This is a genomic window from Pseudomonas sp. EL_65y_Pfl1_R83 (genome assembly GCF_963970695.1).
Lineage (GTDB): Bacteria > Pseudomonadota > Gammaproteobacteria > Pseudomonadales > Pseudomonadaceae > Aquipseudomonas > Aquipseudomonas tritici.
The window spans coordinates 230,276-255,905 of record NZ_CAXAQI010000003.1 but is presented as its reverse complement, the minus strand read 5'-3'; the positions used below and the strand labels follow the sequence as shown (position 1 = coordinate 255,905).

Here is a 25,630-nt window from a genome sequence, read left to right as displayed (position 1 = left end):
ACCTAAATCGACAGTTTCACGCCACTAACATCGCGCCTGGGCCAGTGCTTGGGTACAATTCCACGCTAATTTGATCGGTATCAGGAACACTTACATGATCGCTTGCCTGCGGCTGCTCTCAGCCCTCTGCCTCGCTGCCTTGCTGGCCGCTTGCGCCAGCTCGCCCTCGTCCAGCCTTGGCGACCTTCCACGGACTCCGGACGCCAGTATCGAGCAACTGCTCGAACAGGCCACGACTGCCAACACGCCAGAAAAGGCCGCCATGCTACGCCTGAGTGCGGCAGACATGGCGTACAAACAGCACAACTCAGGCCGCTCAGCGCAGATTCTGGCGCAGGTGCCCCTGGATATCCTCAAGCCAGCCCCGCAGGTTTTTGCGAGCACCCTGGCCGCCGAATTGGCCATGGCACGCAACCAGCCCAAGGCCGCCTTGACCGCCCTGAGCCACCCGAGCCTGCAAAACCTGAAGGACCTGCCGCCTGAACAGCAGATCCGCACAGGCAGCGTGCACGCCCGTGCTTATGAAGCCGATGGCCAGACCCTGGCGGCTGCGCGTGAGCGTGTTGCCATGGCCCCGCTGCTCACTGGCGATGCCGCCAACAGCAACCACGAAGCCATCTGGGCACTGATTGGCGCCCTGCCGGCCGAACAGCTGCAAGCCAGCGGGAACCCAGTGCTGGACGGCTGGATCACCCTCGCCCAGTCGGTCAAGGGCGCCGGTACGCTGGAGCAACAACAAGCCGCGATCGACACCTGGCGTGCACAGAACCCGGGCCACCCAGCCGCCGTGCAACTGCCGTCGCCGCTGATCAAACTCAAGGAGCTGGCCAGCCAGCCCCTGACCAAGATTGCCCTGCTGCTGCCCCAAGGCGGCCCGCTGGGCGCCGTCGGCAAAGCACTGCGCGAGGGTTTCATGGCTGCGCACTACCAGGCTGAACAAGCCGGGCAAAAGCCGCCGGTCATCGAGTTCTATGACAGCTCGCGCCTGACGTCCATTGATGAGTTCTACGCCAAGGCCCAGGCCGCAGGCGTGCAACTGGTGGTCGGTCCGCTGGAAAAACCACTGGTCAAACAGCTCAGCGCACGGCCTCAGTTGCCGATTACCACCCTGGCGCTGAACTACAGCGAGACTGACCAAGGCCCGCCGCAGCTGTTCCAGTTCGGCCTGGCTGCTGAAGACGAAGCCCGCGAAGTGTCGCGCCGCGCACGTGCCGACGGCCTGCATCGCGCTGCGGCGATGGTGCCACGTGGTGAGTGGGGCGAGCGTGTCTACAAGGCCTTCCGCCAGGATTGGGAAGCCAATGGCGGCACGGTGATGGGTGTCGAGTATGTCGACCAGCCAGTCGCCCTCGCCCAGCAAATTGCCGAACTGCTCCAACTGCGTAAAAGCGAAGGCCGCGCCAAGAGCCTGCAAAGCACCGTCGGCACCGACGTAGCCGCGCAACCCTCGCGTCGCCAGGACATTGAGTTCATCTTCCTGGCCGTGACCCCGCAGCTGGCCCAGCAGATCAAGCCGACCCTGAACTTCCAATACGCCGGTGATTTGCCGGTGTACGCCACGTCCCACGTGTTCAGCGCCAGCGGCGACAAGAACCAGTACCTGGACATGACTAACGTGATGTTCTGCGAAACCCCTTGGCTGCTCAACACCACCGATCCTCTGCGCAACCAGGTTGCTGCCCAATGGCCGCAAGCCAATGGCAGCCTGGGTCGCCTGTATGCGATGGGCGTCGATGCCTACCGCCTGGCGCCGCGCCTGGGCCAACTCAAGGCATTGCCGGATACCCGTGTTGACGGCCTTTCGGGCAACCTGGGCATCAGCACCAACCAGCGCGTTGATCGCCAGCTGCCATGGGCCAAGTTCGTCGGTGGCGGGATCCAGCGCCTGCCGGACACCCCGCGCTGATGCCCGAGCGGTCCAACGCACAAAGCGGCAAGGACGCCGAACTTCAAGCACTGAAACACTTGCAACAGCAGGGTCTGCGCCTACTGGCGCAGAACTGGTTGTGCAAACGCGGCGAGCTTGATCTGGTCATGCTTGACGGCGATACAGTAGTATTCGTCGAGGTCCGCTACAGAAAACACGCACAATGGGGTGGCGCGCTCGCCAGTATCGACGGGCGCAAGCGTCAGAAACTGATACTCGCGGCGCAGTTTTTCCTGCAAAAAGAGCATCGCTGGGCCGACGCCCCCTGCCGTTTCGATGTGGTTGCCATAGAAAGCACACCGTCTGGTCAGGCTGATCTGAACTGGCTTAAAAATGCCTTCGACAGCTGATTCGCCGGACATCTTCACCACACACTTTTGCTCTTTGCTTTGCGGGCTACACATTCCTGTGCCAAACAGCCGCGCTACTTAAGGTCACACAGATGGACATGCAATCCCGAATTCGCCAGCTTTTCCAGGCCAGCATCGACACCAAGCAACAGGCGATGGACGTACTTGCACCGCACATCGAGCAAGCCAGTCAGGTCATGGTCAATGCCCTGCTCAACGAGGGCAAAATGCTCTCGTGCGGCAACGGCGGTTCGGCCGGCGATGCCCAGCATTTTTCGTCGGAGCTGCTCAACCGTTTCGAACGTGAGCGCCCGAGCCTGCCGGCCATTGCCTTGACCACCGACTCGTCGACGATCACCTCGATCGCCAACGACTACAGCTACAACGAAATCTTCTCCAAGCAGATCCGCGCCCTGGGCCAACCCGGTGACGTGCTGCTGGCGATTTCCACCAGCGGCAACTCGGCGAATATTATTCAAGCGATCCAGGCCGCACATGATCGCGAAATGATTGTCGTAGCATTGACCGGACGCGATGGTGGCGGCATGGCCTCGCTGCTGTTGCCGGAAGACGTGGAGATTCGCGTCCCGGCCAATGTCACCGCACGTATTCAGGAAGTCCACCTGCTGGCGATCCACTGCCTGTGCGATCTGATCGACAGCCAACTGTTTGGGAGTGAAGAATGACCGTTAACCGCCTCAGCCTTTTGGCCATTACCCTGTGCCTCGCTATCAGCGGCTGCAGCACGGCCATCACCGCAACACGTGACACCCCTATTCAGGACGACAAGGGCACCCGTACCTTCGGCAGCAAGATCGATGACTCGCTGATCGAAACCAAGGTCGAAGTCAACGTCGCCAAGGCCGCGACCGACCTGGGCAACGGCGCATCACGCATTGTTGTCACCAGCTTCAACGGCGTCGTGCTGCTAGCAGGCCAGACGCCACGCGCCGACCTCAAGGCCCAGGCCGAGCAAGCCGCTGCCGCTGTGCAGCGCGTGAAGAAGGTGCACAACGAGTTGCAGGTGATGGAACCGATCACTCTGCTGGCCATCAGTAATGACGCCCTGCTGACCACCAAGATCAAGGCGCAGATGCTCACTGATAACGCGATCCCTGGTTCGCGCATCAAGGTCGTCACCGACAACGGCATCGTTTACCTGATGGGTCTGCTGACCCAGGCGGAAGCAACCCGTGCATCCAATCTGGTGCAGGGTGTGTCCGGCGTGCAAAAAATCGTCAAGGTCTTCGAGTACATCGATTGACCTGAACACGCAGCCACAAAAAAGGCCGCCGCATGGCGTAATGCCAGTCAGTTAAGCTGACTGGCATTTTTATTTTTCGATCGGGTACTTCGGCGATTTCAGCCGGATAGCCCAAGTACACGCGGTGAAGCTCAGTTCGCACAGATGGATGCCCGGACAATGGCGGCTCATTCCCACCATCTGATAACGCAACAGGTTGTAGCCCAGCACCTCCCCCACAACTCTTGGTCGATCATCTCGGGCGTCTTGCTACCCAGCGTGTAGCTGCTGTTGAGCAGTGTCTGTTTCATCCCGGAACCCTAATTCGATCTCCCGGCGATGGCTGTACAGGTCGACGATTTCATCAGGTGGGAAGCGCAGAGAGTCGGCCATCGACGTCAAAGTCTGACAGACCTTGCCCTTGACGGTTTTGCTCAGGAGCCTTGCGGTCAGGCGCTCCGGCAATCCCGGCCATTGCTTGCGGGCCTGCGGCGAAGTGCTTAACGAGACCACCGCATCCTGACGGCCCAATCGCTGAATGACTTCGTACTGCGCCCCTTTGCGTAACGGCATAAACCAATGCCGCTCGGTGCCGGCCTGCTGCCACTGATGCAGCAACCCCAGGGAGTAAAAGCCGCGATCGAACAGCGTCAACGAGTGATCCGGCGTGGTGTCGATCAGTTGCTCTGCCAGCTTCATTTCGTTGCTGCGATAAGCGCCGCTTGCGCAAGGTGGCGACACGGCCTGTTGCAATGCCTGCTCGACCAGAGAGGGATCAAGCAACGAATCCAATCCCTTGAGGGAATCGGGAGTCGAGACGACGTTGTGGGCTAGTTCCAATGCCCGAGCCAGACGCGTAAAAAAATCCGATGCCTATTCAGGCATCGGATTTTGATTTCTTGCGGCCAAAGGTCAAGCAATGAGGCTTAACTGATCGGCATTAGCCGCATGGCGCCCTTTTTTATTAACGTTTATTGGTATTGAGAGTACGGATTACCCTGGAACTGGTTGTTCTGCTGTGGCGCCTGTTGCTGGGCACCTGGCTGGCCATACTGCTGGCCTGGGATTGGACCGAGGTTCACTTCAACGCGACGGTTCTGGGCACGGCCGTTAACGTCTGCGTTACTGGCAATCGGGTTATCCGGGCCGGCACCGCGTGCAGTCAGGTTGGCACCATTGACACCCTGGGACGTCAGGTAGTTGGCCACGCTCTGCGCACGACGCTGGGACAGATCCATGTTCAACTGGCGGCTGCCGGTGCTGTCGGTGTAACCAACGATCTGAATGGTATTCTGGTTGAACTGCTTGAGCGAGTTGGCCAGGTTGTTCAGAGGCTGGTAGAAGCTGCTGGAGATCGCATCCGAGTTGGTCGCGAAGGTGATGTTGCCCGGCATGATCAGCTTGATCTGGTCGCCCTGGCGCTGAACTTCAACACCGGTATTGGCCATGCTTTCACGCAGTTTCTTTTCCTGCTGGTCGGCGTAGTAGCCATAGCCCGCAGCACCGGCACCCGCAACCACTGCACCGATCAGTGCGCCCTTGCCACGGTTGTTATGGTCGATGGCCGCCCCCGCCAATGCACCCGCCAGGGCACCCAGGCCACCGTACTTGGCGGTCTTGCTCATACCGCCGGACTGGTTACTCGCCTGTCCCTGGCTGCTGCCGTCATAAGGGTTAGGTGATGCGCAGCCGGACAACAAGGCTACGGCGGTAGCAACAACAAGCAGACGACGCGAAGTGAACATGGGGGAGCTCCTACTTTTGCATTCTAAGGTGCAAAGGACATTGGCAATGGACCTGTGCCGAGTTTGGAACGCGACAAACGGTAAAAATTCCGTGGCTACAGAAACCGTAGCAGACGCACGCTGAACACGACCTGAGTTTTTGCGACAAGGCGTGCCTGCTATAGAACAGCACCTGCCTGGCAATTATTGCGTTACGCCCGCACAAAAGGGTTCTCGCGCATTTCATCACCCAGCCGGGTATCGGGGCCGTGACCGGTCACCACCGTCGCGCCCTCATCCAAGGTATACAAGCGCTGCTTGATCGAACGCACAATGGTCGCCTGGTCCCCGCCCCACAAATCTGTACGCCCGATACCGCGACGAAATAGCGTGTCACCCGCAATCAGCAGCTTGGCATCGGCAAACCAGAAGCTCATCGACCCCGGCGTATGCCCCGGTGTGTGCAACGCCACACCGCAGCCGCAGGCCAATTCTTCATCATCTTCCAGCCAGCGATCAGGCGAAGGCACCGGGGTGTAGGGAACGCGAAACATCTGGCATTGCATTTCCAGATTGTCCCAGAGGAATTGATCCTCCTTGTGCAAGTGCAACGTGGCGCCGGTCTTCTCTTTCAACTGACCGGACGCCAGGAAGTGATCGAGATGGGCATGGGTGTGGATAATGCTCACGACCTTGAGGCCCAATGCATCAAGGCGCGCCAGGATCAGCTCATGGTTGCCACCCGGGTCGACCACGATGGCTTTTTTGCTGATCGGGTCGCCGATGATGGTGCAGTTGCACTGCAGCGGGCCGACGGGAAAGGTCTCGCGGATGACTGCAGCGTGTTCAATATTCATCAGTGCTCCAGCAGGCTCTATGGCATATTCGGCACAGAGTATGGGTGACGACACCCCTGACCCGAAAGGGAGCATTGCGTCCCGAGTACCAACGGCTAAGCTTTCCAAGCGCCATTGAAGAACCATCCAAGACCGCAACCGCGCCGCGCTGGAGCGAGCCCCATGGCGAATCAGCTGATCATCTGCGAGCACTGCGACTGTGTGTACGAAAAAGTCACGCTCGCCAAACATCAAAAAGCCCATTGTGTGCGCTGCGCGGGCGTACTCCAGCGTTACAACGGTCTGTCAGTACAACAACGTCTCGCCCTGACCCTGACCGCCGCCGTGTTATGGACTTTCGCCAATTTCTATCCGGTGATGAGCATCAGCCTGCAAGGCCTGAAAAACAGCGCCACCCTGTGGGATTCAGTGGTTGCGCTGAGCCTGGGGCCGATTACCTTTATCGCCTTGGTGGCCGCTATTTCCATCATCATCGCACCGGTGTTTCAGCTATTGCTGCTGACCTGGGTGCTGAGTTTCGCCCTCTCGGGCAGACGTTCGCCCGCCTTCAAGCTATGCATGCGCTGGCTGGAAGCGCTCAGACCATGGAGTATGCTGGAAGTGTGCCTGCTCGGTGCGATGGTGGCCGTGTTCAAGCTGGCCGGTATGCTGGATGTGATCCCCGGCACTGGGCTATTTGCCCTGGCGGCGCTGAGCCTGTTGCTGATCCGCATTGCCGGTCGTGACGTGCGCGATCTGTGGGACGCCGTATGAACCCGCCACCGACTGCCAGCGAGCTTAACCTGTGCCTGTGCCACAGTTGTGGCCTGTCTGCCGACATCAGCACCGGCGCGCCGGAATGCCAGCGCTGTGACGCCCCCCTGCACCGGCGCAAAGTCAACTCGCTGACCCGTACCTGGGCCTATATGCTGACGGCGCTGGTGTTTTATGTACCGGCCAACCTGCTGCCTGTGATGAACACCACCATGCTCGGTTCAGGCGCGGACAGCACTATCATGAGCGGCGTGCTGGAGTTCTGGCAGCATGGTGCGTGGGACATTGCGCTGATTATTTTCATCGCCAGCATCGCGGTGCCCGGCATCAAGTTTGCGTCATTGACGCTGCTGCTGGTTACCGTGCAGCGCAACAGCCGCTGGGCGCGCAAGGAACGTTCGAAGCTGTTTCGGTTTGTCGAACTGATCGGCTACTGGTCCATGCTCGACGTGATCGTGGTTGCGCTGGTGGCCGCGCTCGTCAAGTTCCAGGCCCTGGGCACCATCGAGCCACGCCTGGGCATTCTGTTTTTCGGCCTGGTGGTGGTGTTTACCATGCTGGCCGCCATGAGCTTCGACCCGAGGCTGATCTGGGAAACCCCACACACCAAGGATACCCCGGATGACGTCCCCCACCGCTGACACCCCGCAATCCCCTGGCTCGCCGGCCGTCAAGACTCGGCGTTTCAGCGTTTCGCTGGTTTGGATCGTACCGATCGTTGCGGTGTTAGTGGGGATTTCACTGGTGGTTCACAGCGTGCTCCAGCAAGGCCCGACTATCATCCTTAACTTCAAGACCGGCAGTGGCCTGACCGCGAATAAAACCGAGGTCAAATACCGCAACGTGGTGATCGGCCAAGTGACCGAAGTGGCCTTGAGTGACGACCAGAAAAGCGTCAACGCCACCGTAAAGCTGGCCAAGCAGGCCGACAGTTTTACCCGCGCCGACTCGCAGTTCTGGGTGGTACGCCCGCGCATCGGCGCCGGCGGCGTGTCCGGCATCGACACCCTGCTCTCCGGCGACTACATCGGCGCCGACATTGGCCAGTCCGACACCCGCGCCAAACAGTTCACCGGCCTGGAAAACCCGCCGCCCATCACTTACGGCGAACCGGGCAAGCGCTTCACCCTGCACACGCAGAACCTGGGTTCGCTGGATATCGGCTCGCCGGTGTATTACCGCAAAATCGAGGTCGGCCAGGTCGTGGCGTACAAGCTGGATGCCGAAGGCAAGGGCGTCGATATAGAGGTGTTCGTGCACGCGCCCAACGATGTCTACGTCACCGAAAATACGCGGTTCTGGAACGCCAGCGGCATTGACCTGAGTGTGGGCGCCAATGGCTTCGCGCTGAAAACCGAATCACTGTCGTCCATGCTGGTCGGCGGTATCGCTTTCCTGGCACCGCCTTACAGCCCCAATGACAAGCCGGCCGGTGAAGAGCGCACGTTTGAACTGTTCGACGATCAGCTCGCCGCCCTCGCCCCGCCCAATGGCCAGGGGCAATACATGAGCCTGCGCTTCGACCAGGCGCTGCGCGGGCTCAAGATCGGCGCACCGGTGGAATTCCTAGGCGTCGAGTTTGGCAAGGTGGTGTCGATCAACCTGGATTTCGACGCGAAGAAGCGCAGCTTTCCGCTCAACGTCGGCATCGTGATCTACCCGCAATTGCTCGGTCAGGCCCATACCAAGTTGCTCAAGACGATGAACCATGACCCCAATGACGAAGCCGCCGGTGTGCGCCTGATCGGTTCGTTTATCGAAAACGGCCTGAGGGCCCAGGCGCGCAGCGGCAATTTGCTGACCGGCCAGTTGTATATCGCCCTGGACTTCTACCCGAAAGCCGAGAAGGTGGCGTTTGATCCCAAAGCCCGTCCGGTCAGCATTCCCACGATTCCTGGCAACCTGGAACAGTTGCAGGAAAAACTCGAAAATATCGTCAACAAAATCAACCAGTTGCCGATCGAACGTATCGCCGGCAACCTCGACAGCAACCTCGTGGAATTGCGCAAAGGACTGACCCAGTTCAACGCCAAGACCTTGCCCAGCGTCCAGAACACCCTGGCTGACGTGAGCAAGACGTTGCAATCGGCCAACTCGACCCTGGCCGAAGACTCACCGCAACGTGAGCAACTGACCCAGACCCTGGATGAACTGGGTCGCATGTCGCGTTCCTTGCGCGAGCTGTCGGACTACCTGGGCCGACACCCGGAATCACTGATTCGCGGCCGCCCCGACAACGCCGCCCCGTTGGACCTGCAAGGACCGCCGCGCAAATGAACCGTGGAGCAAGCGCCATGACGTTAACGTTGAAAATCACCCTGCTCAGCGCATTGCTCGCGCTGGGGGCATGCAGCAGTACACCGATCACCTTCCATACCCTGACCCCGGCGCAGTGGAGCAATACCACCGGGGCCGCCGCGGGTGGGATAAAAATCGAAAGTATCAGTGTGCCGCCACAAGTCGACCGTCCGCAGATAGTGATTCGCCAAGGCAACAGTGGCGTGGCGATCCTGGACACCCAGTGGTGGGCTGCCAGCTTGGTGGATGAGTTGAGGAGCGCGCTGGTGGATCAATTGGCTAACAGCAACCCTCGGCAACCCATGCTGTTGCGCCTTGAGGTGCAGCGCTTTGACTCCGTGCCCGGCCAGTACGCACTGCTCGACGTCAAATGGCGTCTGCGGTCAGCCAGCGGCAGTGATCGCGCGCCACTGACCTGCCGCACCACCTTGCAGTCGCCGGCCGGCGCGAGCATTGACGACCTGGTACTCGCCCACCAGAACAATCTCAAACGCTTCGCGGCGCAGATTCTTCAGGCAGTCGACAGGTCGTCCAACCAGTGCCCAAGCGCGCCATAGACGTCGGAGGGTCTACGCCAGCAGGCCCATTGCCTTGGCACGGGCCACCGCCTGGGTCCGCCGCTCCACCCCCAACTTGCTGTTGATGTGGCTGGCGTGGGTCTTCACGGTGTGCAGTGAGATGAACAGCTGGTTACTGATTTCCTGATTCGAGCAGCCTTGGGCAATCAGTTTCAGCACCGCCAACTCACGCGCGCTCAAGGTTTCGTGAGCCGGCGCTATCTCAGGTGTCACGATCGTCGGTAGACGCACCAGCAAACTCTGGTTCAGCGGCCCCTGCGCATCCTTGCCCAGTTGCTCGCGCATCCAGCCAGGGTGCCTTTCCAGCAACCGCTGGAAAGGTTGCAATGCCCCTCCGGCGCCGGCCTCAAGGGCCTGGACCAGAACCGCGCGCGCCTTGGCTTCCTGGCCACTTTCCAAGAGCAACTGGGCCTGCTGCGTCAGCGCCATCAGTGCAATCATCTGGCGGCCGCTGTTGTGCGCCTGCTGCGCCAACGCTTCAAGCCGCTGCAATGCCGCAACGGGTTGATGGCGAGTGGCATCCAGCGCCGCTTGTTGAAGCTCGATATGTTGTGGCAGGTGTGGGTGAAATTCCGGCGCGGCGGCGGCCTGCTCGCCGTTGTAGGTTTGCCCCAGGCGCATCAGCCAGGCGTCGGCCAAATCGGTGCGGCCCTGGGCCAGCCACAGCTCGCATTTAATCAGGGTGATCATTGCCAGGTAGTAGATCGGCGGCACGTCCCAGATATGCATCAGGCGCTCGGCCTCGGCGAGTTCGGCAAAGGCTTTGGCGAAGTCACCACGGCGGCCTTCGAAATTGGCGATCACGCAATGCCCGATCAACACACTGATGTCGCGGCAGGCACGGGCTTCGACGAGCCCGGCGCGCAAGCGGGCGAGTCCGGCTTCGGGTTGTAGCCGCACCAGCAGCAAAAAACCTTCGTAGAGTGACAACCGCGCGCGCACCGCGTACAACCGCTGCGGTGCTAAGCCCTGCAGGCGTTGCAGGCCCTGATGCACTTCATCCAGGGAGCGCAGGATTTCACCGCGGGCCTGCAACACCCGCGCACGATCGTAATGGGCCAGGGCCTCGAACAATGGGTTGCCGATGCGCTGCGCCAACTCCAGGGATTCGCGATTCAAGCCACGCGCACGCCACAGGTCGGCATCGACAATGGCCAGGTTGGAAAGGGTCGACAGACACATCAACCGCTGGCCGTAACGCCGTTGCGGCAGGCTTTCCAGCGCCTCGCTGCAATAGCGCTGGGTCAGCTCGCGATCGCCCCGGCCCCGGGCGATGATCCCGCTCAGCGCCAGCCACTGTGCCAGCATCGATTTTTGTGCGGTGGCCGACGGTGCTGGCAGGAAGCGGCTGAGGTAGCTGGATAATTCTTCCGCCGCATCCAACTGGCAGGCCAGGCCCAAGGCCCAGCTGTAGAGCACGATCAGGCGCGGCGTGCTGATCAGCAAGCTGTCGGGCAAGTCCATTTTCCAACGCAGCAGCATGCCCACATTCTGCTCGGCCAGCAGTTGCTCTTCGGACAGGTTCTGAACCAGGTTGGCGGCGACATCCAGATGGCCGGCGCGCAACGCTTGCTCCACTGCCTCATCGATCAAGCCCTGGGCATTGAACCAGCGGCACGCGCGTAGGTGCAGGCTGGCCGGCGGCAGCACATTGCTGCTGGCGCGGCGGGTGCGCAGCAAGTCTGAAAACAAATGGTGATAACGGTACCAGTGGCCCTGCTCGTCCAGGGGCACCAGGAACACTTGGTGGGCTTGCAGGTAACGCAGGATTTCAGCGCTGTCATGGGCTTCGCGCACCGCGTCGCAGAGTTCGCTGCAAAACCGATCCTGAGGGGCAGTGTCGTACAAAAACGCCTGTACCTCGGCCGGGAGGCAGTCGATCACCTCTTCCAGCAGGTAATCACGGATCAGCCCTTCGCCGCCATGCAAGCTCTGCGGCAATGCACTGTCGTTGCCGGCCTCGGAAGCGGCGAGCAACCAGAAGCGCAGCCCGGCAACCCAGCCTTCGCTGCGGCGGATCAGGTTGTCGAGGGCTTCGCCGCGCAAGGAACTGCTGTGGCGATCCAGCACCGCCAGGGATTCGCTGTGCGTCAGGCGCAAATCCTGTTCGTGCAACTCCAGCAGGTGGCGCGATAAACGCAGCCGCGCCAGATGCCAGTCCGGGCGCTGACGGCTGGTGACCAGCACGACCAGGCCATCGGGCAAATGGTTGAGGAAAAACTGCAGGCAACGGTCGAGCACGGGCCCCTGGGCCAGATGGTAGTCATCCAGTACCAATAACAACGGCGCGCGCGGGGACAGGTGCACGGTCAGCTCATCGAGCAGGCCGTCCAGCCATTCTTCAAAGGCAAAGGGTTGGTGACGCTGGCGCATTTTCAGCAGCCCCAGGGATTGGGCGCCGAGTTGCGGGAAAAATTGCTGCAGCCCCTCGAGCAGGCGCTCAAGGAAACGGCCGGGGTCGTTATCCCGTGGGCTCAGGCCCAGCCACAGGCTTTGCCAATGGGCCGGCAGGCTCTGGCAGAACTCCACCGCCAACGAACTCTTGCCGAACCCTGCGGGTGCACTCACCAGCAGCAGCCGCCCTTCCAGGCCAGCACTCAGGCGTTCGCACAGGCACGGACGCAGCACATAGCCGTCAGGCAGCGGTGGCCTGTAGAAGCGACCCTCCAGGGTGGGGATTACCGCACTGGCAGGCCCTTGGATTCGGGACAGATCAGTCATCGCCGGGCTCTTGTAGAAGGCTGTTGTCGGCATTGCAGATGTCCGCAGACTAGCGGTAAAAGCAGCAGGTTTGTAGATCTTTGCAACATTTGCTTGAAAAGAACTGCGACAAAAAAATTCGCCATACAAAAAAGCCCCGAACGGGTCGGGGCTTCTTTCCAAGGAGGCTGCCTCGGTTAACTCAGCTTAGCGCACGCCGTCCTGGCGCAGCGCCGCTGGGGTGAAGTCGCTGGTGGTGGCGGTGAAGCCGAAGTCATACGCCTGCTTCTCTTCGTTCTTCATGCCCAGTGCAAGGTAGCGGCCGGACTGCAGGTCGTAGAGGGTTTCCAGGGCGTACCACGGCACTTGCTTGTCGTAGTAGTTCTCGGCATGCGCTTCAGCCACGCGCCACAGTTGGCCACGGCCATCGTAGTGGTCGATGACGGCTGCTTGCCAGGTGTCTTCGTCGATGAAGAAATCACGCTTGGCGTAGATGTGGCGCTGACCTTCTTTCAAGGTGGCGACTACATGCCAGACGCGGCGCAGCTCGTAGCGAGCCAGGTCCTGGTTGATGTGGCCGGCCTTGATGATGTCTGCATACTTGAGCTTCGGATCGTCGATCTTGTAGCTGTTGGAGGCGATGTAGATTTCTTTCTTGCCTTCCAGCTTCCAGTCGTAGCGGTCCGGTGCGCCGTTGTACATGTCGAGGTTATCGGAGGTACGCAGGCCATCGGCCGCGGTACCCGGACCGTCATAGGACACTTGCGGTGCCCGGCGCACACGGCGTTGGCCGGCGTTGTAGACCCACGCCGAACGTGGCTCCTTCACTTGGTCCAGGGTTTCGTGCACCAGCAGCACACCACCGGCCAGACGGGCCGGCGCGGTCACTTGCTGCTTGAAGTAGAACAGCACGTTGCCCGGATTTTTCGGGTCGAAGTCTTTCATTTTGTCGCGGAACACGAACTGGTCTTTGAAATACACCAGGCTGAAAGAGCCGTTGGTTTGCGGCGTAGCCTGGGTTACCAAGCGGGTCACGCTGCCCCCGCGATAGCGAGTGATGTGGTTCCAGATCACCTCCACGCCGCTTTTCGGAATAGGGAACGGCACAGCGGTTTCGAAATTTTCCAGGCCGTTACCGCCAGATACCAGGTTAGTGGTGGTGGCGTTCTTCTTGATGGCCGCGAACACATCCGCTGGCACCGTAGCGCCGCGATGGGTTGGGTAGACCGGCATCTTGAAGGTGTCCGGGTAACGCTTGAACATCGCGTACTGCCCCGGCGCCAGCTTGTCTTTGTACTGCTCGACATTTTGCGCGGTGATGGTGAATTGCGGCTGTTCACTGGCGTAAGGATTGGCCAGGAATCCGCGGGCGTCGACAGCGCCAGCGTTGGTTGGCAGCGGCGACCATTTAGGAATGGTGCCTGCGGCGTTACCGGCCATTTCAGCGCCCATCGGGGTAAGACTCGTGCCCAGCTTCGCGGCTTCATCCGCCGAGACGGCCGCCATGACGTTGCTCGCCAGGATCGACAGCCCAAGCACACCTACGTGCAACAGACTTTTGGTTATTTTCATATTCTGGTCTTCCTGAAAATACAGTGTGCTTAGAAGTTCACGCCAAGGCTGAGCGCAACAAAATCGCGGTCATTCACGGTCGTGAAATCACCTCCGAAGAAGTTGGTGTAGTTCAGGCTGGCGGTGTAGGTGTTCTGGTATTCGGCGTCCAGGCCGAGGCTGACGGCTTTGCGACCTTCTTCGAAGTTAGCGCCTGGGCCAGGGGAATAACCCTTGACGTCATGAGACCAGGCCACGTTCGGCTTGAGGTTCACACCCGCGAAGGCATCCGGGTATTCCCAGATAGCCCGACCGCGATAGCCCCAGGAAGTGGCGGTGGTGAAACCATCATTGTTGCAGTTGGTGTTCAGGCCGTTGGCGTTGCCCAAGCCAGCGCCTTGAGCCGTAGAGAGGTTGAGTGCTGCACAAGCATTGTTCGGAAGCGTGCCTGGACCAAAGACCGGGTCACGACCGTAACGCGCGTCCGATTTGCTCTCTAGGCCACCCACATGGGTAACACCGACTTCACCCACCAACGTCAAGCGGCTCGCGCCCATGACTTGGTCGAAGAAGTGAGTAAAGGTGGTTTGGAACTGGGAAATTTCCTTACGACGATAGCCATGCAGGTCTTGGCCTGGGCTGCCATTGAGCAACGATGCGTTACCCAATACTGGCCCGCCAATCGGCTTGACGCCCGCGAACAGTATATCGGTAGAGTTCAACTGCACCGGCGCATTGGGACGGTAGCTCAACTCACCACTCCACGCGGTACCCGTAGGCAACGTGGTGGAGAAGCTCAAACCGTAGAGCCGGATGTCTTCTGGGTATTCGATGAAGTAATTGGAGTTGCCCGCGACAACCAATGGGCGCAACTGTGGCGGCAGTCCAGGCGTAGGACCGGTAAAGGCCGATTGCGGAGCCCCCTGTGCACTGAAAATCGGCGCACGGCTGTGATAGTTCATAAAGTAGGCGCCGAACTCTGTGTCCAACGGCTCGAAGTTGTAATGGAACGCGACGCCGAATTGGCCGCTGTCACGTGCATCACGGTCGGGCCCACGACGAACCAGCACGCCCTCGTTGTTGACGTCAACACCCGCAGCCGCCAACCCTGGGTTAAGTGCGGCCGGTAGCGTACGGCGGCTATTCAGCACGCGAAGGTTGTCTTTACAGCCATCAGACACAATGTCCGGCTGCGAGAAGAACGTACCGCAGTTATCGGTAACCGTCTGGTCCCACTCCAACTGGTAGAACGCTTCCGCCGACAAGTTATCGGTCAGCGTCTGCGACACATAGAACATGTTGACCGGAATCAAGCCCTCCTTGATTTCAGCCCCCGGACGACGAAACGCAGACACGTCGATCGGGTTGATGGAGTTGATGCCGCCGCCGATGAAGGTACTTTCACCCCAGCTCACTACCTGCTTACCGAATCGCACGTTACCCGGCTGATCGGCAATGCTGTAGTTGTGGTAGATGAACGCATCGAGAATTTGCCCGCCCGAGGACTTGGCGCCCTCTTTGCGGTTGCTGTTGCTGATGTCCTTAAACTCGCGGCTCTCGTCCTGGAGTTCGAAGTCATACCAGTACTTGCCACGCACAAATACGCCGGTGTCGCCGTATTTCAGCTCCAGATCATGGATGCCCTTGAAGATTTTCGAGAACGTCTCACCACGCTTGAAGTTCAGGTGGCCGTCATCGGACGTCTGGGACAGACCATTGCCACCATTGTTGGCGCCGATCAGATCCTGATTGGGCTTGGCTGTCGACCAGCTCGCCCCCACGGAAAGAGACGAGTCAAAACTCCCTTCGATTTCACCGATATTGAAACTGACGCCGAATGCGGGCCCGGCGAGCGTAGAGGCGAGACTGACGGCCAGGGGCAGTTTTGCCCGGCGCCAGAACTGGTTTACTGAGGTCATCGACGCTACTCCATGTGCATTATTGTTATGGCAGTGAGTTCGTTCTTTGATGCTTGTAACGGCCGGAATACAACGATTCCAATGCCGGACTGCAACTGAACCTCCATGGTCCGCAGCACCGCATCCTTGAAAAACTCTGGGAGGGACTATAGCCAGCAGGGGGTAGTGCTTGATCCCTCTAAAGTGTGATTTGCATCACCAACCCGTCTGCCACGACCCTTTCGCCATGTCGGCGAAGGCCGACGCAGGAAGGATGGCTGAAAATTGGCAAATCACAAGTAAAGGCGCCAGATAGAGCATTGCCGTGCCCGGACGGGCACGGCGAGGGGCTTCAGAGGGTGGACAGGAACGTGCTGTTGTTGGCCTGCCATTCGATGATGTCAATGCGGATACGTTTTTTGTCGAGCTTGCCGACGCTGGTCTTGGGAATTTCAGTAACAACAGCGATCTGGCTTGGGATCGCCCACTTACTCAAGTGGCCCAACTCCACGAACGGCTTGAGGTGTTCCTTGAGCTCGCGGGCCCCTATCACATGGCCATCATGCACCACCAACAACGCAAACGGACGCTCCCCCCATTGCGGATCGGCGATGCCCACCACCGCTACTTCGCGTACCGCCGGGTGACGGCTGACCAGGTCTTCGAGGGCCAGAGAAGAGATCCACTCGCCGCCGGTCTTGATCACATCCTTGATGCGGTCGCGGATATCGATCACGCCAAAGGCGTCAAGCGTCGCCACGTCGCCGGTGTGCATCCAACCGCCCGCCCACAGCTCGGCGCCTTTCTGCGGCTCGTTGTAATAACCTTCGGTCAGCCACGGTGCACGTAATACCAGTTCGCCCTGGGACTCGCCGTCGGCGGGCAGGAAATGGCCGTCGCCGTCGATGATCGCGGCTTCCACCAACGGCCCGGGCACGCCGGCCTTGATGCGATAGGTGGTGCGCTCATCCTCGGTGCCCGCCATCAGCTCTTCGTTGAGGTGCGCGCAGGACACCAGCGGCCCGGTCTCGGACATGCCATAGGCGGCGGTCAGTTGAATGCCACGGGCCTTGGACGCTTCATACAAAGTGCGGTTGAGCGCGCTGCCGCCAATGACGATTTTCCAACCGCCAAAATCCACGTCCTGAGCGGCTTTTGCATTGAGCACCATTTGCAGGATGGTCGGCACGCAATGGGAGAAAGTGACCTTTTCCTTGCGCCACAGCTCCACCAGGTATTCCGGTTCGTAGCGGCCGGGGTAGACCTGCTTCAGGCCAAGCATGGTCGCCACGTACGGCAGGCCCCAGGCGTGTACGTGGAACATCGGCGTGATCGGCATGTACACATCATTCGTGCCCAATAGCCGCACGCTGTCGACGCTGCCCATGATGGTGGCCACGCCGATGGTGTGCAGCACCAGTTGGCGATGGGTGAAATACACGCCCTTGGGATTGCCGGTGGTACCGGTGGTGTAGAAGGTGGTGGCGACGGAGTGTTCGTCAAAATCCTGGAAGTCGTACTTCGGGCTGGCGGCGGCGAGCAGGGTTTCGTACTCGCCCACCAGGTCTGGCAGCTCGGCGGTCTTGGCCTCGCCATCGGTGAGCAGCAACGTCTTGTCGACGGTAGTGAGTTGCCCGGCAATGGCCTGGTAAAGCCCCACGAACTCGCTGTTGACCAATACAAAGCGGTCCTCGGCGTGGTTCATGGTGTAGAGGATCTGTTCCGGCGACAGGCGCACGTTGATGGTGTGGATCACCGCACCAATCATCGGAATGGCGAACATGCATTCCAGGTAGCGATGGCTGTCCCAGTCCATCACCGCCACCGTGTCACCGGCCTTGACCCCGGCTTCTGTCAGCACATTGGCCAGGCGCGCGACCCGCTCGATCAGGGTTGGATAGGTGTAGCGCAATTTATCGCGGTAGACGATTTCCCGGGTTTTCTCGTAGCGGGTCCCGGACATCAGCAGGCGCTTGATCAGCAGCGGGTATTGGTACGCACCTTCGGCGGGCGGAATGACACGGGTCTGCAACATACGAATCCCTTTTATGACTGTACGGTCTTGGCTTGAAGACCTGCACTTTAGAGACCTTATGTTTCAGCCAAATCAGCCAAAGGAATGATTTGCAGCGCCCAATGAATGCTAGCTTTGCGCCAGCACTGAAGCCTTACTAAGATCCAATGTGGCGGTGCTCACTCGAGAATGTCGTTTACTTCATGCTGGTAAACGCCAGCTTCACCCCAATCGCAATCAACACCGCACCCATGGTCCGATCAAACCAATGCCCCATCCGCGCAAAACCTGCACGCACCCGCTGCTGGCTGAACAACATCGCCACCAGGCAGAACCACAGCGCCGTGGCCACCGCCAGGTACACGCCGTAACCGGCCTGGACCGCCAGTGGCGTGTGCGGGTTGATCACCACGGTGAACAACGATAAGAAGAACAACGTGGCCTTGGGGTTCAAGCCATTGGTCACAAAACCTGCGGTAAACGCGCCACGGGGCGTGCGTTCGCCCGCTTCGCGATGCAATTCACCCTCGGCCGCGGGCTTGGCTGGCTGCGCGCGCAAGGCCTTGAAGCCGATGTACAGCAAGTAGGCGGCCGCGGCCCATTTCAGCGCGTTGAACAGCACGATGGATTGGGACACGATCAAGCCGATACCGAGCAACGAATAACCCACATGCAGGAAAATAGCCGACCCCACGCCCAGCGCAGTCCAGGTCCCGGCGCGACGGCCGTGGGTCACGCTCTCACGCACCACCACCGCGAAATCCGGGCCGGGGCTAGCCACCGCCAATAAGTGAATCAGCGCTACGGTTAAAAACTCGGTGGCGTACATACTCACTCCATTAAGTAACGGATTATTTCATCTGATAGTCTCGGCAGATTACGCCTTCAAACCCTGTCGCAAAAGGTACAGTTGATGACGAACAATCGCCGCGCCGTCTTCCTTGATCACCCGTCCCTTGACTTGGGGGACCTCGACCTCAGCGAACTGCGCAACAGCTTCAGCGACCTGCACTTGTTCAGCGACACCACGCCGCTGAACGTGATCGAACACCTGCAAGGCGCTCAGGTTGCGATCAGTAACAAGATCGCCCTCAACAGCGAAACCCTGGCGGCCTGCCCGGCGCTCAAGCTGATCCTGGTGTCCGCCACCGGCACCAATAACGTCGACCTCGAGGCCGCCCGCGCGCATGGCATTACCGTGAGCAACTGCCAGGGCTACGGCACGCCGTCCGTGGCGCAGCACACGATCATGCTGTTGCTCAACCTGGCGACGCGCTTGAAGGATTATCAACGGGATGTGGGCGCCGGTCAGTGGCAGCAAGCCAAACAGTTCTGCCTGCTGGACCATCCGATTGTCGAGCTGGAAGGTAAAACCCTTGGCTTGCTCGGTCACGGTGAATTGGGCAGCGCGGTCGCGCGCCTGGCTGAAGCCTTTGGCATGCGCGTGTTACTGGGAGCCATTCCGGGCCGCCCGGCCCGCGCTGATCGCGTCCCCCTGGATGAGCTGTTGGCGCAGGTTGACGCGCTCACCTTGCACTGCCCCCTCAACGACCACACCCGTGACGTTATCGGCGCCCGCGAGCTGGCGCTGCTCAAGCCCGGCGCGTTTGTGGTCAACACCGCGCGCGGTGGCTTGATCAACGAGCAAGCCTTGGCCGATGCGTTACGTAACGGCCACCTGGGCGGCGCGGCGACCGATGTGCTGAGCGTAGAGCCGCCGGTGAACGGCAACCCGCTGCTGGCCGGCGATATTCCCCGGCTGATCGTGACCCCGCACAATGCCTGGGGCAGTCGCGAGGCGCGCCAGCGCATTGTCGGCCAGTTGGCGGAAAACGCCCGGGGCTTTTTCAGCGGCGCCCCGCTGCGCGTCGTGAGTTGATAAACTGCGCCCCTTTTCGAGGAGCAGACCATGGATCCGCGCAGTGAAGTACTGCTTCGTCAGGCCGAACTTTTTCAAGGCAACCTGCTGTTGGTAGGTTTGCCCGCCGACGACCTGCTCGGTCGCCTGCCCAACGCGCACGGCTGGTGCTGGCATGCCGGCGACCAAGCGGCGCTGGACGCACGCTTCCCCGAGCGCTGCCAATTTGGCGTGAATGTGCCTGAGCGCGAATTCGACGCGGCGGTGATCTTCCTGCCCAAGTCAAAGGACCTCACCGACTACCTGCTTAACGCCGTGGCCGCGCGCCTGCCCGGCGCCGAGGTGTATCTGGTGGGGGAGAAAAAAGGCGGTATCGAAAGCGCCGCCAAGCAGATGATTCCCTTTGGCAAACCGCGCAAGCTCGACAACGCGCGGCATTGCCAACTGTGGCAAGTCACCGTGGCCAATGCCCCACAAGCGGTCGAGCTGGAGAGCCTGGCTCAGGTGTTCGACGTGCCTTTGGCTGAAGGGCCACTCAAGGTGGTGAGCTTGCCCGGTGTGTTCAGCCATGGTCGCCTGGATCGCGGCACCGAGCTGTTGCTGGAGCACCTGGATAAACTGCCGAGCGGCCATCTGCTGGACTTCGGTTGCGGTGCCGGTGTGCTGGGTGCTGCGGTAAAACGCCGCTACCCGCACAACACCGTAACGATGCTCGACGTGGATGCGTTTGCCGCCGCCAGCAGTCGTCTGACCCTGGCCGCCAATGGCCTGGAAGCCGAGGTGCTGACCGGTGATGGCATTGACGCAGCGCCGATGGGCTTGAACGCGATCCTGACCAACCCGCCGTTCCATGTCGGGGTGCACACCGATTACTTCGCCACAGAGAACCTGCTGCGAAAAGCCGGCAAACATCTGGCAAAAGGCGGCGAACTGCGCGTAGTCGCGAACAGCTTCCTCAAGTACCAACCCTTGATTGAAGAGCACTTGGGTATCTGTGCGGTCAAGGCCGAAGGTAATGGTTTTCGCATCTACCGTGCCAAGCGCGGCTGACGGGCGTTTGGAAAAAGAAGACTTGCCGAATGGATTTTGCCTAGGCAGAATCCGCTCCGTCCTAGGGGAGTAGTCTCCCACGAGCGCCACGCTCGTCCGGCATACGTCAACATACTTGGTCAACAGACCATGGCGTATGCGACCCAGGAGTCCGCACAGACGGACCGGGGTTTGACAAGACCTATGACACGCACACCTTACCCGGGGCGGGAAGGCTGTACGTGTCATAGCCGTGTCGACCCGCCCCTGGAAACCTACCTGATGCTGGATTCATTACTCGTTCCTACTGCAATCGTTGCCTTGGCCGAAATCGGCGACAAGACGCAACTGCTCGCGCTCATCCTTGCTGCTCGCTTTCGCAAGCCCTGGCCGATCATCGCCGGCATCGTTGCCGCGACCCTGGCCAACCACGCGGCCGCCGGTGCCGTTGGCGCCTGGTTCGGGAGTTTCTTCTCGGACGCGGTATTGCACTGGATCCTGGCGGCAAGCTTCTGCGCCACGGCCCTGTGGACCCTGGTGCCGGACAAACTCGACGATGACGAAGCCAGCACCACGCGCAAATTCGGGCCGTTCCTGACCACGCTGATTGCGTTCTTCCTCGCCGAGATCGGAGACAAGACGCAGATCGCCACGGTCATGCTGGCGGCGCAGTATCCGGAACTCTGGCTGGTGATTATCGGGACGACCGTGGGCATGCTGATTGCCAACGTGCCGGTGGTATTGGCGGGTAATTTTGCGGCGGAGAAACTGCCGTTGACCTTGATTCGCCGGTTAGCAGCTACGGCGTTTTTCATCCTGGCTATCGTGGCAGTGTACAAGGCCATGCAAAGCAGCGGATGGGTCTGACTACAAGCTGCAAGCTGCAAGCTGCAAGACGGTAGCAGTACCTTTTCTTGCAGCTTGAAGCTTGCCGCTAAAACCCTAAGACTTCCTGGCCTGCTGGTAAAGCGGCATCACCTTCGGAATCGCCGCCTGCAACGAGGCAATCCGGCTGTCGGAAGCCGGGTGAGTACTCATGAACTCCGGCGGTGCGCCTTCCGAGGCCTTGGCCATTTTGTTCCACAGCGTGATGGCCGCGTTCGGGTTGTAGCCGGCGCGGGCCGACAGTTCCAGGCCGATCAAGTCCGCTTCGTTTTCATTGCTGCGGCTGTTGGGTAAGGTCATGCCGTAGTTGGCTACCGTGTCGGCCAGTGCCAGGCTGTCCTGGCCGAGACCGAACAACGCACCGGCGCCCTGCTTGGCAATCTCGATCCCGTAGGCCTTGGACATGGCTTCGCGGCCATGCTCACGCAAGGCGTGGGCGATTTCATGGCCCATGACGGCGGCCAGTTCGTCATCCGTGAGCTTGAGGTTATCGATCAACCCGCTGTACACGAAGATCTTGCCGCCAGGCCCACAGTTGGCGTTCATCTCGTCGCTCTTGATCAGATTCACTTCCCACTGCCACTGCGCAGCATCGGGGCGGAAGGTCGGCGCCTGGGCGATCAAACGCTTGGCAATGGCCTGCACGCGCTTGGCGTTGGCACTGGTCTTGTCCAACTGGCCTTTGCTGCTGGCTTCGCCCAACGTCTGCTGGTAGGACTGGGCATACATCTGGTCGACTTCCTGGCTCGACAGCATGCTGAACATGTACTGCTTGCGCTCCACCCCAACGGCGCCGCCGCTGGTGGTATTGACCGACTGACACCCGGCCAGCAGCATCGCTGCAACCAAACCACTTATCACCAATGACTTCTTCATGAACACTCTCCCTGAAAATACGCCCTGAAACATGGCGCGTATCGTAGGCGCACATTTGTATCTGCGCCAGATACACCAGACGTGTAACTAACGATTTTCGGATACATCTCACCTATCCCATCAACGGCGGCGGGCATTCCATTCGCGACACCCCTGACATTTTTGTCGGAAAAATGCTCATGCCCACCGCGGCCGTGGCCGATACAAAAAGGCGGTCCCTCCCCTCAGTGCCCGGAGTTTTCATGAAATTCAAGTCGATTCAATTTTCTGTCGCGGCACTGGCTGGCGCTATTGTCCTGAGTGTGGTCGCAGTGCTGGTGCTTTACGCCTTGTTTGCCGGCGCACGAACCCAGGCGATGGTGCAGGAGCGCACCCAGGCTCAGTTCGAACAGATCGTCGAGCAACGCCTCACCGCCCTGGCGCACACCCAGGCCACGTTGATCCAGCGTGAGCTTGAAGCCCCGCTGGTGACCGCCAAGAGCCTGGCCACCGCCAACGCCCTGCTCGGCATGAAAGACACCAAGGGCGAACCTGCCCTGCAGGTCGGCCGCGAACAATTGATCAACCTGCTGCATGAAACCGTGGTGCGCAACCCGAAGATCCTCGGTGCCTATATTGGCTGGGAGCCCAATGCCATTGATCACAACGACACGGCCTACGTGAACAGCCCCATTCTCGGTATGGGCGCAGACGGACGTTTCCTGCCGTGGTGGTACCGCAACGCGGATGGCAGCCTGGGGCTGGATAAACTCGCTGACGTGGCCGACCAGAAAATCCTCTCCACCGGGGTACGTGCCAGCGAGTACTACCTGTGCTCCAGGGAAAGCAAAAAAGCCTGCGCCATCGACCCGGCCCCTTACAAGGTGGGCAATGCGATGGTGATGCTGGCTTCTTTTATCGAGCCGATCCTGATCGACGGCAGCTTCCAGGGCATCGTCGGTGCCGATCTCTCAGTCAATTTCATCCAGGACATGCTCACCAGCGCCGATCAGAAACTCTACGACGGTGCCGGTGAACTGGCACTGATCTCCAGTAACGGACGCCTTGTGGCCTATACCAAGGACGCCAGCAAACTCGGTGAAAAAGCCAGCGACCTGCTCGACGGCAACGAACTGGCCAACCTCGGCCAACTCAAAGCCGGTGAAGTACGCTACGACATCGACCGGGAACACGGGCATATCGAGCTGTTCCTGCCCTTCAGCATCGGCCAGACCGACGCGCGCTGGACCTTGATGATGCAGTTGCCCCTGGGCGCAGTGATGGCCGACTCGCAGAAATTGCAAAGCGACCTGGAAGCCCAGCGCGAGACCGATATCTTCGGCATGACCATTGCCGGCCTATTGATCGCCGGTGCCGGCTTGCTGGTGATCTGGCTGGTGGGCCACGGCATCGCCCGCCCCCTCAAGCAGATGGTGGCCATGCTCAATGACATCGCCCAGGGCGAAGGCGACCTGACGCGGCGCCTGACCAGCGATCGCGCCGATGAACTGGGCGCGATCGCCAACGGCTTCAACACCTTCCTGATCAAGCTGCAAGGCATGATCACCCAGGTGGTGAGTTCAGTGCAGAAGGTCAGTGACTCGTCGGAGCACACCGCTGACATTGCGATTCGCACCAACCAGGGCGTGCATAAACAAATGGTGGAAATCGACCAGGTGGCCACCGCCGTGCATGAGATGACTGCCACTGCGCAAGACGTTGCGCGCAATGCCACCCAGGCCGCGCAAGCCGCCAGCCATGCCGATCAGGCCGCGAGCCAGGGCATGCGCATTGTGCGCGACACGTCGATCTCGATTGGCGCGCTGGCCGCAGAAATTGGCAAGGCAGTGGGCGTGGTGCAAACCCTGGCCAAGGACAGCGAGAACATCAACGCTATCCTCACCGCGATTCGCGGTATCGCCGAGCAGACCAACCTGCTGGCGCTCAATGCTGCAATCGAGGCGGCACGTGCTGGCGAGCAAGGCCGAGGTTTCGCCGTAGTCGCTGACGAAGTGCGCAACTTGGCGCAGAAGACTCAAAAAGCCACTGAAGAAATCCAGACCATGATCCAGCAGTTGCAACAAGGCACGCGGGACGTGGTACGGGTGATGGAGGACAGCCAAAGCCGCACCGATGAAAGCGTCCAACACGCGGCGAAGGCGGGCGAAGCGCTGGAAACCATCACCCAGGCGGTGTCGGTGATCAACGACATGAACACCCAGATCGCCAGTGCGGCCGAAGAGCAGAGCGCAGTGGCAGAGGACATCAATCGTAACGTGATCAACATCGGCCAGGTGGCCAATGAAGTGGCGGGCGGCGCGGATGAATCCAGCGCGGCCAGTGCGGATTTGACCAAGCTGGCGGAGCAGCAGCGGCGCTTGATCAATCAGTTCAAGGTTTAGGGATTTGCGGCAGGCTTGCTCGCGAAGAGACCAGTGAAGGCAACAGATAGCCAATAGGCTCAAGCCGGGGTCAAGCACTCCGGCCCATTGAGCTTCGGATCATTGACCATGTTGGCCAACACCCGCTCGCGCAACGCGGTGGGCTCACTGGCCAGTAAAGCCTGCAACACCGGCAGCGGTGTTTCGGGATTGAGCCAGGCCGCCTGCCCCGCCGCATCCAGGATCAGCGGCCGACGCTGGCTCTGCGCAGCCTGGGTCACCACCGCGGTGCTCAGCCACACCTGTTCCTGTACCGGATACGCTTCCCAGATCGCGGCAAAAAACAAGGTGGAACCCTCTCCTGGCGTCAGCCAGTACGGACGCTTGCGCTGGGTGCCGCGCCATTCGTAGAACCCATTGGCCGGCAGCAGGCAACGGCGCAGGCGGAACGCTTCGCGAAACATCGGTTGTTCGGCCAGGGTTTCGGCGCGGGCATGGGCCGGCGTGCGCGAAAGGTCGGTCAGCCAGGGCGGTGTCAGGCCCCAGCGGGCCCGCGCCAGGGTGAGCTGGCCTTCGGCGGTGCGCTGGATCAGCACCGAATCGTTCGGGGAGATGTTCCACTGGGCCTGCTGGTCGGCCGGGAAACCCGGCAAGGCAGCAAAAGCGGGGTTCCAGCGAAACAGGGCATAACGTCCACACATGGGGCAACATGACTCTTGGGTAAACCGA

The 25,630-nt window shown here is 60.3% G+C and carries 21 protein-coding genes, 1 pseudogene and 1 riboswitch; of the genes and pseudogenes, 12 read left to right on the top strand and 10 right to left on the bottom strand.

Features of this window, described 5'->3' with window-relative positions; all coding sequences use genetic code 11:
• Positions 1-94: 94 nt before the first annotated feature.
• The 4 genes from AACY08_RS05620 (at position 95) to AACY08_RS05605 (ending at position 3,541) form a co-directional block, all read left to right on the top strand.
• Complete coding sequence (locus tag AACY08_RS05620) at positions 95-1,906, top strand: penicillin-binding protein activator (RefSeq protein ID WP_339468513.1); 1,812 nt, start codon at positions 95-97, stop codon at positions 1,904-1,906.
• Entirely contained in the window at positions 1,906-2,277 is a 372-nt protein-coding gene (locus AACY08_RS05615; protein WP_339468512.1) for a YraN family protein, read from the top strand. The genes AACY08_RS05620 and AACY08_RS05615 overlap by 1 nt, the downstream gene beginning before the upstream one ends.
• Positions 2,278-2,369: 92 nt before the next feature.
• Positions 2,370-2,963, top strand: a complete 594-nt coding sequence (locus AACY08_RS05610) for a phosphoheptose isomerase (protein ID WP_007904374.1) — start codon at positions 2,370-2,372, stop codon at positions 2,961-2,963.
• Positions 2,960-3,541 carry a BON domain-containing protein gene (locus tag AACY08_RS05605; RefSeq protein ID WP_065875057.1) on the top strand — a complete coding sequence of 194 codons (582 nt, stop codon included), beginning with the start codon at positions 2,960-2,962 and terminating at the stop codon, positions 3,539-3,541. Before AACY08_RS05610 ends, AACY08_RS05605 begins: the two co-directional genes overlap by 4 nt.
• Before the next feature lie 126 nt (positions 3,542-3,667).
• Here AACY08_RS05605 and AACY08_RS05600 read toward each other — a convergent pair.
• From AACY08_RS05600 to AACY08_RS05590, 3 genes and pseudogenes are all read right to left on the bottom strand, one after another.
• A pseudogene (locus AACY08_RS05600) lies at positions 3,668-4,303 on the bottom strand (IS4 family transposase); the annotation flags it as partial.
• Positions 4,304-4,491: 188 nt separating this feature from the next.
• Positions 4,492-5,265, bottom strand: a complete 774-nt coding sequence (locus tag AACY08_RS05595) for an OmpA family protein (protein ID WP_339417569.1) — start codon at positions 5,263-5,265, stop codon at positions 4,492-4,494.
• Positions 5,266-5,456: 191 nt separating this feature from the next.
• Positions 5,457-6,101: an MBL fold metallo-hydrolase gene (locus AACY08_RS05590; protein WP_339417568.1), complete on the bottom strand. Its 645-nt coding sequence runs from the start codon at positions 6,099-6,101 to the stop codon at positions 5,457-5,459.
• A gap of 162 nt (positions 6,102-6,263) precedes the next feature.
• On the opposite strand from AACY08_RS05590, the gene AACY08_RS05585 reads away from it, so the two are divergent.
• Genes AACY08_RS05585 through AACY08_RS05570 form a run of 4 tightly spaced genes read left to right on the top strand, consistent with a single transcriptional unit; the run spans position 6,264 to position 9,709 of the window.
• A complete protein-coding gene (locus AACY08_RS05585; RefSeq protein WP_012722281.1) occupies positions 6,264-6,854 on the top strand; it encodes a paraquat-inducible protein A in 591 nt (196 codons plus the stop codon).
• A complete protein-coding gene (locus AACY08_RS05580; RefSeq protein ID WP_339468511.1) occupies positions 6,851-7,495 on the top strand; it encodes a paraquat-inducible protein A in 645 nt (214 codons plus the stop codon). The genes AACY08_RS05585 and AACY08_RS05580 overlap by 4 nt, the downstream gene beginning before the upstream one ends.
• Positions 7,476-9,131 (top strand): PqiB family protein, encoded by a 1,656-nt coding sequence (locus AACY08_RS05575; RefSeq protein WP_339468509.1) that lies wholly within the window; start codon positions 7,476-7,478, stop codon positions 9,129-9,131. The genes AACY08_RS05580 and AACY08_RS05575 overlap by 20 nt, the downstream gene beginning before the upstream one ends.
• Before the next feature lie 17 nt (positions 9,132-9,148).
• Positions 9,149-9,709, top strand: a complete 561-nt coding sequence (locus tag AACY08_RS05570) for a PqiC family protein (protein ID WP_339468508.1) — start codon at positions 9,149-9,151, stop codon at positions 9,707-9,709.
• Positions 9,710-9,721: 12 nt separating this feature from the next.
• Here the strand turns inward: AACY08_RS05570 and AACY08_RS05565 are convergent, their stop codons facing one another.
• The 5 genes from AACY08_RS05565 to AACY08_RS05545 form a co-directional block, all read right to left on the bottom strand.
• Entirely contained in the window at positions 9,722-12,451 is a 2,730-nt protein-coding gene (locus tag AACY08_RS05565; RefSeq protein ID WP_339468507.1) for a LuxR C-terminal-related transcriptional regulator, read from the bottom strand.
• 186 nt (positions 12,452-12,637) lie between these two features.
• Positions 12,638-14,002, bottom strand: a complete 1,365-nt coding sequence (locus AACY08_RS05560) for a DUF1329 domain-containing protein (protein ID WP_339417560.1) — start codon at positions 14,000-14,002, stop codon at positions 12,638-12,640.
• 29 nt (positions 14,003-14,031) lie between these two features.
• Positions 14,032-15,900, bottom strand: a complete 1,869-nt coding sequence (locus AACY08_RS05555) for a DUF1302 domain-containing protein (protein ID WP_339468506.1) — start codon at positions 15,898-15,900, stop codon at positions 14,032-14,034.
• Between the two features lie 331 nt (positions 15,901-16,231).
• Positions 16,232-17,914, bottom strand: a complete 1,683-nt coding sequence (locus AACY08_RS05550; protein WP_339417557.1) for a fatty acid--CoA ligase — start codon at positions 17,912-17,914, stop codon at positions 16,232-16,234.
• A 175-nt stretch (positions 17,915-18,089) separates the two neighbouring features.
• Positions 18,090-18,722: a LysE family translocator gene (locus tag AACY08_RS05545; protein WP_339468504.1), complete on the bottom strand. Its 633-nt coding sequence runs from the start codon at positions 18,720-18,722 to the stop codon at positions 18,090-18,092.
• 84 nt (positions 18,723-18,806) lie between these two features.
• Between AACY08_RS05545 and AACY08_RS05540 the strand changes: the two genes are divergently transcribed.
• From AACY08_RS05540 to AACY08_RS05530, 3 genes are all read left to right on the top strand, one after another.
• Positions 18,807-19,772 (top strand): 2-hydroxyacid dehydrogenase, encoded by a 966-nt coding sequence (locus AACY08_RS05540; RefSeq protein ID WP_339468503.1) that lies wholly within the window; start codon positions 18,807-18,809, stop codon positions 19,770-19,772.
• A 30-nt stretch (positions 19,773-19,802) separates the two neighbouring features.
• Positions 19,803-20,801, top strand: a complete 999-nt coding sequence (locus AACY08_RS05535) for a class I SAM-dependent methyltransferase (protein WP_339468502.1) — start codon at positions 19,803-19,805, stop codon at positions 20,799-20,801.
• Between the two features lie 51 nt (positions 20,802-20,852).
• A riboswitch (yybP-ykoY riboswitch) is annotated at positions 20,853-20,974 on the top strand.
• Between the two features lie 88 nt (positions 20,975-21,062).
• Positions 21,063-21,647, top strand: coding sequence for a TMEM165/GDT1 family protein (locus AACY08_RS05530; RefSeq protein WP_339468672.1), 585 nt, complete (start codon positions 21,063-21,065; stop codon positions 21,645-21,647).
• A 75-nt stretch (positions 21,648-21,722) separates the two neighbouring features.
• Here AACY08_RS05530 and AACY08_RS05525 read toward each other — a convergent pair whose 3' ends face one another.
• On the bottom strand, positions 21,723-22,541 hold the full coding sequence (locus tag AACY08_RS05525; protein WP_339468501.1) for a M48 family metallopeptidase: 819 nt from the start codon (positions 22,539-22,541) through the stop codon (positions 21,723-21,725).
• Positions 22,542-22,783: 242 nt separating this feature from the next.
• On the opposite strand from AACY08_RS05525, the gene AACY08_RS05520 reads away from it, so the two are divergent.
• Positions 22,784-24,922: a methyl-accepting chemotaxis protein gene (locus AACY08_RS05520; protein WP_339468500.1), complete on the top strand. Its 2,139-nt coding sequence runs from the start codon at positions 22,784-22,786 to the stop codon at positions 24,920-24,922.
• A 59-nt stretch (positions 24,923-24,981) separates the two neighbouring features.
• On the opposite strand, the gene AACY08_RS05515 is transcribed toward AACY08_RS05520, so the two are convergent.
• Complete coding sequence (locus AACY08_RS05515) at positions 24,982-25,602, bottom strand: SOS response-associated peptidase (protein WP_339468498.1); 621 nt, start codon at positions 25,600-25,602, stop codon at positions 24,982-24,984.
• Positions 25,603-25,630: the final 28 nt, after the last annotated feature.

Bases quoted from the DNA above. Each gene is read 5' to 3' on its own strand.
- AACY08_RS05575 (WP_339468509.1), top strand. From the start codon at position 7,476: ATGACGTCCCCCACCGCTGACACCCCGCAATCCCCTGGCTCGCCGGCC.
- AACY08_RS05590 (WP_339417568.1), bottom strand. From the start codon at position 6,101: ATGAATATTGAACACGCTGCAGTCATCCGCGAGACCTTTCCCGTCGGC.
- AACY08_RS05515 (WP_339468498.1), bottom strand. From the start codon at position 25,602: ATGTGTGGACGTTATGCCCTGTTTCGCTGGAACCCCGCTTTTGCTGCC.
- AACY08_RS05610 (WP_007904374.1), top strand. From the start codon at position 2,370: ATGGACATGCAATCCCGAATTCGCCAGCTTTTCCAGGCCAGCATCGAC.
- AACY08_RS05555 (WP_339468506.1), bottom strand. From the start codon at position 15,900: ATGACCTCAGTAAACCAGTTCTGGCGCCGGGCAAAACTGCCCCTGGCC.
- AACY08_RS05520 (WP_339468500.1), top strand. From the start codon at position 22,784: ATGAAATTCAAGTCGATTCAATTTTCTGTCGCGGCACTGGCTGGCGCT.
- AACY08_RS05570 (WP_339468508.1), top strand. From the start codon at position 9,149: ATGACGTTAACGTTGAAAATCACCCTGCTCAGCGCATTGCTCGCGCTG.
- AACY08_RS05605 (WP_065875057.1), top strand. From the start codon at position 2,960: ATGACCGTTAACCGCCTCAGCCTTTTGGCCATTACCCTGTGCCTCGCT.
- AACY08_RS05530 (WP_339468672.1), top strand. From the start codon at position 21,063: ATGCTGGATTCATTACTCGTTCCTACTGCAATCGTTGCCTTGGCCGAA.
- AACY08_RS05560 (WP_339417560.1), bottom strand. From the start codon at position 14,002: ATGAAAATAACCAAAAGTCTGTTGCACGTAGGTGTGCTTGGGCTGTCG.
- AACY08_RS05535 (WP_339468502.1), top strand. From the start codon at position 19,803: ATGGATCCGCGCAGTGAAGTACTGCTTCGTCAGGCCGAACTTTTTCAA.
- AACY08_RS05580 (WP_339468511.1), top strand. From the start codon at position 6,851: ATGAACCCGCCACCGACTGCCAGCGAGCTTAACCTGTGCCTGTGCCAC.
- AACY08_RS05545 (WP_339468504.1), bottom strand. From the start codon at position 18,722: ATGTACGCCACCGAGTTTTTAACCGTAGCGCTGATTCACTTATTGGCG.
- AACY08_RS05615 (WP_339468512.1), top strand. From the start codon at position 1,906: ATGCCCGAGCGGTCCAACGCACAAAGCGGCAAGGACGCCGAACTTCAA.
- AACY08_RS05565 (WP_339468507.1), bottom strand. From the start codon at position 12,451: ATGACTGATCTGTCCCGAATCCAAGGGCCTGCCAGTGCGGTAATCCCC.
- AACY08_RS05620 (WP_339468513.1), top strand. From the start codon at position 95: ATGATCGCTTGCCTGCGGCTGCTCTCAGCCCTCTGCCTCGCTGCCTTG.
- AACY08_RS05525 (WP_339468501.1), bottom strand. From the start codon at position 22,541: ATGAAGAAGTCATTGGTGATAAGTGGTTTGGTTGCAGCGATGCTGCTG.
- AACY08_RS05595 (WP_339417569.1), bottom strand. From the start codon at position 5,265: ATGTTCACTTCGCGTCGTCTGCTTGTTGTTGCTACCGCCGTAGCCTTG.
- AACY08_RS05540 (WP_339468503.1), top strand. From the start codon at position 18,807: ATGACGAACAATCGCCGCGCCGTCTTCCTTGATCACCCGTCCCTTGAC.
- AACY08_RS05550 (WP_339417557.1), bottom strand. From the start codon at position 17,914: ATGTTGCAGACCCGTGTCATTCCGCCCGCCGAAGGTGCGTACCAATAC.
- AACY08_RS05585 (WP_012722281.1), top strand. From the start codon at position 6,264: ATGGCGAATCAGCTGATCATCTGCGAGCACTGCGACTGTGTGTACGAA.